A 4871-nucleotide genomic window follows, 5' to 3' on the forward strand; every position below is an offset into this window, starting at 1 on the left:
CTGACACCGCCGCCGGCCACCACGGCGCTGGGCTCGCTGCTCGGCCACATCACCGGCGGCCACATCGAGACGGTCGATGCCGGCCCGCGCTCGTTCCAGCCGATGAACATCAACTTCGGCCTGTTTCCGCCGCTGGCGCAAGCGCCGACCAAGAACGCTGAAGGCGGAAGGCTGCGCGGCAACGAGAAGACCGTCGCCAAGAAGCAGGCCATGAGCGCCCGCGCGCTCGCCGATATGGATGGTTGGATCAAAGCCAGCCTGCCCGCCGCCGCAGTCGCGGCGTAACGCGCGCATTGGATTTCAGGACCGAGTCATGAGTTTGCCGAAACAGGACGCCGCCGCGCTGTCCGCCAACTGGACCGAAGGCGTGCTCTTGAAGCGCGACGTGTTCTCCACTGTGGAGCGCGGCCGGTTTCGTCGCAACGGCGGTGAAGTCGATGCCGTACTGCGCCGGCTCGATCAGGTGCCGTGGTGGTCGTACGTCGTCGCGCAGCATCTGTTCACCCGGGAACGTCGTGCGCTGACGCTGGCGCGCGATCTCCATGTCGGGCCGGAACTGCTGTGGGCCGGCGAGCAGGCGCTGGTGCGCGGCTTCATCGATGGCGTGGCGCTGCATCTCGCCAAGCCTTACGGCGACCGCAACTACTTCCACTCCGCCAAGGTCGCGCTGCGAAAACTGCATCGCATGGGCGTCTGCCACAACGATCTCGCGAAAGAGCAGAACTGGCTGCGCGGCACCGACGGCCTGGCCTATGTCACCGACTTCCAGCTCGCGGTCTGTTTCAAGAGCCGCTCCCGCCTGTTCCGCATCGCCGCCTATGAGGACCTGCGTCATCTCCTGAAGCACAAGCGCTCCTACGCGCCGGAATTGCTGACGCCGATGGAAAAGAAAATTCTGGCCAAGAAGTCCGGCTTCGCGCGGATCTGGCTGATGACCGGCAAGAAGGTCTATCGCGGCATTACGCGGGGCATCTTCAACTTCACCGACCGCGAAGGCGGCGGCCGACGCCTCGTCAACGATGCGCCGCCGCTGGCCGAGCTGATCCGGCAAAATCCGGCGGTGCGCGACGTCTCGATCGTCGCTTTCGCCGATCGTCGCAGCGGCGTCGGGCTGTATGCCTTCGTCGAAGCCGACGACGTCGCGCTGGAACCGCAGCTCCAGTCTGCGCTGGCGTCTGCCAAGGGCCCGAAGCCACCGGAACATTTGCAAGTCGTCTCCGCTTTGCCGCGCGACGCCACGGGAAACATCCGCACCGAAATTCTGCAACTGGTGGCGATGAACCAGCTCGACCTGATCGAGCCGCTGATGAGCTCGGATGCGGACCGCGTGTTTCTGAAGGGCATTCTGGAGTCGCGGAAGAATCTGCGCGACCGGTTCAATTTCGAGACGCCGACAGCGTAAGGACTTGGGGTCCAAGACCCGTCAGCCGTCATTGCGAGGAGCGAAGCGACGCGGCAATCCAGAGAGCCAGACGCACAGTCTGGATTGCTTCGTCGCAAGGGCTTCTCGCAATGACGGCGGATAGGCCGGGTGCACGCTGCGACTTACAAAAACACCTTCGACCGCGGCGCCCGCCACAGCGTCCACAGCGTTCGCAGCCGCGATGGCACATGCAGCGCGAACGGATCGTGCGCCGCGTCCGCGATCCGTTCCAGATCGCGTACCACCAGCGCCAGCGGAAGGAACGCAGCGCGCGCTTCGGCGGACACCTGCGGCAGCAGGGCCATCGCCGTCGCCAATTGTTCGCGCGCGCCTGAGATCAACTGGTCCAGCGTCGCCCGGATCGCGGGCGTGATCTTGCCGGCATAGACTTCCTCGGCGCTGCCGCCGTGCTGGATCAGCATGTCCTGCGGCAGGAACAGTTGTCGCCGCGCGGCGTCATACGGCAGCGTCGCGATCATCCGCGCGACGCCTTGCGCGAGCCCGCCGTGATCGGCGGCCTGCTCGATGCCCTCGGAGGCGTGGCCGAGAATTTTCGCCGACAGCGCCAACAGGGTCGAGAAAGTGTCGTTGATATGGCTTTCCAGCACCGCGAGGTCCGGCATCGGATCGTTGTAGAGATCGAACACATGGGCATCGATCAGCTTCGACAGCCGATCGACCGGCAGTTGATGGCTGTGGATCGCCAGCAGCAGTTCGGCCGCGACCGGGTTGCTCTCGACGTCGCCATGCCCCGTGCCGGCCAGCATGTCGGTCCACCATTGCAGACGGATTTCGCCGGGTAACGGCTGGCTGACGTGGTCGCGGACGCGCGATATCTCGGTATTGAACGCATACAGCGCCAGCAGCGCGCGGCGGCTACCGGCCGGCACGAACAGCGTGGAAGCGTAGCGCTCGAAATCGTGGTGACGCACCAGATCCGCACAGAACGCGGCCGAAGCCGCATCGGCGCTCATGGCACCGCGATCAAGGCTGCCGCCACGCGGCGGCGCTCGCCGATCATCACATTGTAGGTGCGGATGGCGGGGCCGGTCTGCATCGCATCGATCACCACATGGACGTTGCGCAACGCCTCGCGCAAATCGCGCGGAACGATCCAGACCTCGTTACCAGTGCCGATGATCAGCGTATCGATGCCCGCGGCATTCTCGAACACGCGTTTCAGCGTGTGGCGGTCGATGTCGCCGGGCTTTGTCACCGGCCACGCCCACATCGCGTCGGGCAGGCACAGCAGCGAGCCCTTGTGCGACATGGTGTCGAAATGGAAGCCACCGTTGCCATAGGCCTCGATGGACGCCGAGCGCGGAAGATGCGGTGCCTCGGGAGGAACCGGCATGCTCACGCCTTCTTCGGATTGTCCGGCGCGGTGTCGCGTTTTTCACCGACGCCGAGATAGATCAGGATCGGCGCCGCAATGAAGATCGAGGTATAGGTGCCGACCAGTACGACGCCGAACATCATCACCGCCGTGAAGGAGTGGATTGCATTGCCGCCGAACAGCAGCAGCGCGAGCAGCGCCAGCGTCACGGTGACGTGGGTGATGATCGAGCGCGACAGCGTCGAATTGATCGACTCGTTGAGCAATTCGGGCATCGGCATCTTCTTGTAGCGTCGCAGCATCTCGCGGATACGGTCGTAGATGACGACGGTGTCGTTCAGCGAGTAGCCGAGAATCGTCAGCAGCGCCGCGATGCTGGTGAGGTCGAATTCGACCTGTGTCACCGACATGAAGCCGATGGTCAGCACGATGTCGTGGACGTTGGCGATCATGGCGCCCAAGGCGAACTGCCATTCGAAGCGGAACCAGAGATAGATCAGGATGGCGAGGATCGCGACCATCAGGCCGAGCATGCCGTAGGCCAGCAGCTCGCTGGAAACGCGCGGCCCGACCACTTCGACGCGGCGGTATTCGACGTTGTCGCCGAGCGCGCCGCGCAGCTTCTGCACCGCTGCCTGCTGGGCGGCGTCGCCACCCGGCTGTTCGGCCACGCGGATCAGCACGTCGGCGGGGCCGCCGAACTGCTGGATCTGCACTTCACCCAGCCCAAGTCCACCAAGCGTCGCGCGCATCGCCGGGATATCGGCGGTGCCGCTCTTGGCTTGCACTTCCAGCAGCGTGCCGCCCTTGAAGTCGATGCCGAAATTCAGCCCGTGGGTAAAGAACAACACGATTGCGAGGATCGACAACAGAGCCGAGATCGGAAACGAGATGCGGCGAAACCGCGTGAAGTCGAAGCGGGTATCGTCAGGGACGATGCGCAGCGCCGGCAGCCAGCCCATGGCGCTGACGATGCTCAGGACCACGATAAGGGCAGCGAGCCCGATGAGAACGATATGTGTCACAGCCTGCTCCGCAATCTCAAATCGGCACGCTGGTCGGCCGCTTCCAGCGCACCCAGCCTGCAACGATGAGGCGGGTGACGGTGAAGGCGGTGAAGACCGTGGTGACGATGCCGATGCCGAGCGTCACGGCGAAACCGCGTACCGGGCCGGTTCCGATATAGAACAGCACGGCGGCGGCAATGAAGGTGGTGATGTTGGAATCCAGGATGGTCGATAGCGCACGCTTGAAGCCGGCGTCGATCGCCGAGATCGCCGTACGGCCGCCGCGCAGTTCCTCGCGGATGCGCTCGTAGATCAGCACGTTGGAATCCACCGCGATGCCGACGGTCAGCACGATGCCGGCGATGCCCGGCAGCGTCAGCGTCGCGTTGAGCAGCGACAGCACGCCGAAGATCATGGCGACGTTGATGGCCACCGCGATGTTGGCGAACAGGCCGAACAAGCGGTAGGTCAGCAACATGAAGATGATCACGAGGATCGAGCCAACATAGGCCGCAAGTTCGCCCTTCTCGATCGAGTCCTGGCCGAGACCGGGACCGACGGTGCGCTCTTCGATGATGGTCAGCGGCGCCGGCAAGGCGCCGGCGCGCAGCAGGATCGACAGGTCGTTGGCGCCCTGCACGGTGAAGCTGCCGGAAATCTGGCCGGAGCCGCCGGTGATCGGTTCGCGGATCACCGGGGCCGACACCACTTCGTTGTCGAGCACGATCGCGAACGGCAGGTTGACGTTCTTCAGCGTCGCGTCAGCAAACTTGCGGGCGCCTGAAGTGTTGAAACGGAACGAGACGATCGGCTCATTGGAGCGCTGGTCGAAGCCGGGCTGCGCGTCGGTGAGGTCGGCGCCGGAAACCAGCACCTCTTTCTTCACCACATAGGGCGTCTTCGGCGACTGCGAACTCATCAGCACTTCGGAGTCCGGCGGCACCCTGCCCTGGGTCGCCTGCTCCGGCGAGATCGACGAATCGACCATGCGGAAATCGAGTTTCGCGGTCTTGCCGAGCAATTCCTTGAGGCGGGTCGGATCCTGCAGGCCGGGCACCTGTACCAGGATGCGGTCGATACCCTGGCGCTGGATCAGCGGCTCGAC

At 64.4% G+C, this 4871-nt stretch carries 5 protein-coding genes and 1 pseudogene; 2 read left to right on the forward strand and 4 right to left on the reverse strand.

Annotated features, from left to right (window positions below):
- Both JWR89_RS08965 and JWR89_RS08970 read left to right on the forward strand, forming a co-directional pair.
- Positions 1-285 (forward strand): annotated as a pseudogene (locus tag JWR89_RS08965) (FADH(2)-oxidizing methylenetetrahydrofolate--tRNA-(uracil(54)-C(5))-methyltransferase TrmFO); the annotation flags it as partial.
- A 28-nt stretch (positions 286-313) separates the two neighbouring features.
- Positions 314-1402, forward strand: coding sequence for a serine/threonine protein kinase (locus JWR89_RS08970; RefSeq protein ID WP_299714547.1), 1089 nt, complete (start codon positions 314-316; stop codon positions 1400-1402).
- A gap of 143 nt (positions 1403-1545) precedes the next feature.
- Here JWR89_RS08970 and JWR89_RS08975 read toward each other — a convergent pair whose 3' ends face one another.
- The 4 genes from JWR89_RS08975 to secD all read right to left on the reverse strand — a co-directional run.
- Positions 1546-2397, reverse strand: coding sequence for a phytoene/squalene synthase family protein (locus JWR89_RS08975; protein WP_299714550.1), 852 nt, complete (start codon positions 2395-2397; stop codon positions 1546-1548).
- Entirely contained in the window at positions 2394-2777 is a 384-nt protein-coding gene (locus JWR89_RS08980) for an Mth938-like domain-containing protein (protein ID WP_299714553.1), read from the reverse strand. The genes JWR89_RS08975 and JWR89_RS08980 overlap by 4 nt, the downstream gene beginning before the upstream one ends.
- 2 nt (positions 2778-2779) lie before the next feature.
- The gene (gene secF / locus JWR89_RS08985) at positions 2780-3784 is read right to left on the reverse strand and encodes a protein translocase subunit SecF (protein ID WP_299714556.1); all 1005 of its coding nucleotides are present in this window, start codon (positions 3782-3784) and stop codon (positions 2780-2782) included.
- A gap of 16 nt (positions 3785-3800) precedes the next feature.
- The coding region (secD, locus tag JWR89_RS08990) for a protein translocase subunit SecD (protein WP_299714558.1) at positions 3801-4871 on the reverse strand (1071 nt) is incomplete at its 5' end.

It is taken from the genome of Tardiphaga sp. (assembly GCF_028290785.1).
In the GTDB taxonomy this organism is placed as follows: Bacteria; Pseudomonadota; Alphaproteobacteria; order Rhizobiales; family Xanthobacteraceae; genus Tardiphaga.

Excerpts from the sequence above, each read along its gene's own strand:
- JWR89_RS08970 (WP_299714547.1), top strand. The coding sequence starts at position 314 with ATGAGTTTGCCGAAACAGGACGCCGCCGCGCTGTCCGCCAACTGGACC.
- JWR89_RS08975 (WP_299714550.1), bottom strand. The coding sequence starts at position 2,397 with ATGAGCGCCGATGCGGCTTCGGCCGCGTTCTGTGCGGATCTGGTGCGT.
- JWR89_RS08980 (WP_299714553.1), bottom strand. The coding sequence starts at position 2,777 with ATGCCGGTTCCTCCCGAGGCACCGCATCTTCCGCGCTCGGCGTCCATC.